We start from the raw sequence: 2,696 nt of genomic DNA on the forward strand, positions 1-2,696 counted from the left end.
ATGAATTAAAAGAGGATTATTTAAAGCATTTTGCTCTGCTAAAAGAAGCAATTGAAGAACAGAAAAACGAAAACTGGAAAAAAAGTGTAGAAATTTTACAGGAAGCAGTTGAGCACTATGACCGCACCGGTTATGTCTATAATCAGATCGGAGCAATTTATAATAATAATCTTGGTAATAAAGAGCTTGCGGCACAATTTTTTAAAAAAGCAATCGAAAAAGAGCCTGATAATAAGATCTTTCAGAAAAATTTAAAGCATGTTTTGAAGTAAATTTCGAGTTTTATTTTAAAAATAAAGAATATCTATCAGGGCAGCATAAAAAAACTGCCGCTTGATAGTAATTTAAAATAAAGTGTTTAAAGTTGTTTTTAGTTAATTATTATTATACTTATAGATAGATTGATATACTTTTTTTAGATTATATTTATCAGCTGAAAAGATATATTCTGTATTTCCTAAAAAGAAATAGGAATCAGAGTTTAAGACTGAAAGAAACTTCTTTATCAGCTGATCTTTCATTTCTTTTGTAAGATAAATAAAGAAGTTGCGGCTTAATATCAAATCCCAATTTCTATCAAATCTACCGTTAATTAAATCTTTTTGTTCAAAATTAACCATCTTTTTTATATCATTACTTAAATGGTAAAAGTTCTCTTTGGAAGAATCTTCGGTAAAATATTTTTTCATTCTAGAATCTGAAACATTTTTAAGGGCATTTTCCCGGTATAACCCCCTTTTGGCCTTATTTAAAATTTCTGGATCCAGGTCACTTGCATAGATTTCAAAACGATTTGAACTTAGGCCAAGTTCTTTGAGTATAATTGCCAGCGTATAAGGTTCACAGCCATTGGAACAAGGAGCACTCCAGATTCGCAATTTGTTTTTCCTTTGGATTAACTCGGGTAGAACATTTTTTTTAAGGAACTCAAAACTTTCCGGATTACGGAAAAACTCCGAAGTGTTAATTGTAAAATGATTGAGGTAGGCTTCTTTAAATTTGCTGTCACTCTCAATTAAATTAATACACTCTTTAAAATCAGCGACATCATATCTGCGCATTAAACTTTTAGTTCTTCTTTCAACTCGATCCAATTTGTAACCGTCTAAATCAATATTTAAAATTTTTTTTGCCTGATCCTTAAACTCAGAAAACGTTATGCTCATATAATTTATCCCTCCACTATTTCTATTAATCTTGCTGCAATATCGTTGATGTTTAAAATTTCATCATAGGCACCTTTGGCTGCAGCTGCAGATGGCATTCCATAAACAAGAGCACTTTCTTTAGCTTCTATAATTCCGTAGGCACCACCTGTTATAAGTTCTTTCATGCCGGCTGCTCCATCTCGCCCCATTCCTGTTAAGATACAGGCTGTAATTCTTTTTTTATTAAAATTTCTGGCTAGACTTTTCAACATATAATCTACTGAAGGTCTAACTCCATGTTCTTTAGGCTTTTGATTTAATTCAACCTTTCCCTTATGATTAATTTCTAAATGATAATCTCCAGGTGCTAAAAGCCCTTTTCCTTTTTCTAATTTATCTCCTGTTTCAGCTTCTTTGATATTTAAACCTGATACAGTATTTAAGCGTTCAGCCAGAGTTTTGGTAAAACCGGCTGGCATATGCTGAACAATGACAAAGGCTGCCGGGAAATTATCAGGAATGTCGCTCAAAAGTGTTGTCAGTGCTCTAGGACCACCAGAAGAGGTTCCAATTGCCACTATTGGGAATTCTTTAATTTGTTTAGTAATCTGAACCGGTTTAGTAACTCTTTCTTTTTTAGACTGATGAGCAGCCTTAAGTTTGCTGATTAATTCTTCTTTAATTGAATCAATATTTAAAGAGATGGAGCCTCCTGGTTTAGGGATGAAATCAAAGGCCCCTAAATCTAAAGCTTTAAAGACAGTTTCACTATTATCAAGGGCACTAACCATAATCACAGGTAAATCTGAATACTTTTCTTTTACAATTTTTAAAGTTTCTAAGCCATTTAAAACAGGCATTTCAATATCAAGCATTAAAAGATCTGCCTTATTTTTTTCTAATTTATCGAGTAAGTTTTGACCGTTATAGGCTGTATCTATTACTGTAAGTTCAGAATCTGATTCAACTGTATCTGAAAATATTTTACGCATAAAAGCTGAATCATCACAGATCATTACTTTTAGCATTTTGAGTGCCTCCTAATTCTGCTTGTTTTTAAAATAAATATATTTTCTAAATTTATTTAACTTCGAGATTTAATTTGTAGAACTATTATAGATTATATTCTTTAAATTTAATAAAATACCTTTAAAAAAAGTTTAAAATTTCTTCTTAAAATGATACAATATCATTAATTACATTAAAAATTTAATTTTGTATAAATAACATTCTATCAAATTATTAATGGAAATAACAGGGAGGTTAAAAATGAATCTAATTAACTGTCAGGAATGTGGTAAGGTTTTTGCTTCTGCAGGTTCAAAAGTTTGTCCTGACTGCAGGCAGAGTGAAGAAGAAAAATTTGAGCTGGTTAAAGAGTATCTCTGGGATCATCCTAATTCCACAGTCCCCACTGTATCTGAAGCAACCGGAGTTAAAGAAACGATGATTATTAAATTTATCAAAGAAGACAGACTGCAGAGTGAAGGGCTAGATATTGAATATTCTTTAAAATGTAAAACCTGTGGTAGAGAGATAGAATCAGGT

At 31.4% G+C, this 2,696-nt stretch carries 3 protein-coding genes and 1 pseudogene; 2 read left to right on the forward strand and 2 right to left on the reverse strand.

Annotated elements, in window-relative coordinates; all coding sequences use genetic code 11:
• Positions 1 to 272, forward strand: a pseudogene (locus tag CI949_RS19575) (hypothetical protein); the annotation flags it as partial.
• A 102-nt stretch (positions 273 to 374) separates the two neighbouring features.
• On the opposite strand, the gene CI949_RS19580 reads toward CI949_RS19575, so the two are convergent.
• Positions 375 to 1,166: a protein-glutamate O-methyltransferase CheR gene (locus CI949_RS19580; protein ID WP_290769549.1), complete on the reverse strand. Its 792-nt coding sequence runs from the start codon at positions 1,164 to 1,166 to the stop codon at positions 375 to 377.
• 5 nt (positions 1,167 to 1,171) lie between these two features.
• Positions 1,172 to 2,176: a chemotaxis response regulator protein-glutamate methylesterase gene (locus CI949_RS19585; protein ID WP_089717067.1), complete on the reverse strand. Its 1,005-nt coding sequence runs from the start codon at positions 2,174 to 2,176 to the stop codon at positions 1,172 to 1,174.
• 241 nt (positions 2,177 to 2,417) lie between these two features.
• On the opposite strand from CI949_RS19585, the gene CI949_RS19590 reads away from it, so the two are divergent.
• Positions 2,418 to 2,696 (forward strand): flagellar protein (locus CI949_RS19590; protein ID WP_290769552.1); only part of this gene is annotated, 279 nt, incomplete at its 3' end.

The organism is Halanaerobium sp., assembly GCF_003070835.1.

What these genes read in the sequence shown, in the direction of transcription:
- CI949_RS19580 (WP_290769549.1), bottom strand. Translation starts at nt 1,166, where the DNA reads ATGAGCATAACGTTTTCTGAGTTTAAGGATCAGGCAAAAAAAATTTTA.
- CI949_RS19585 (WP_089717067.1), bottom strand. Translation starts at nt 2,176, where the DNA reads ATGCTAAAAGTAATGATCTGTGATGATTCAGCTTTTATGCGTAAAATA.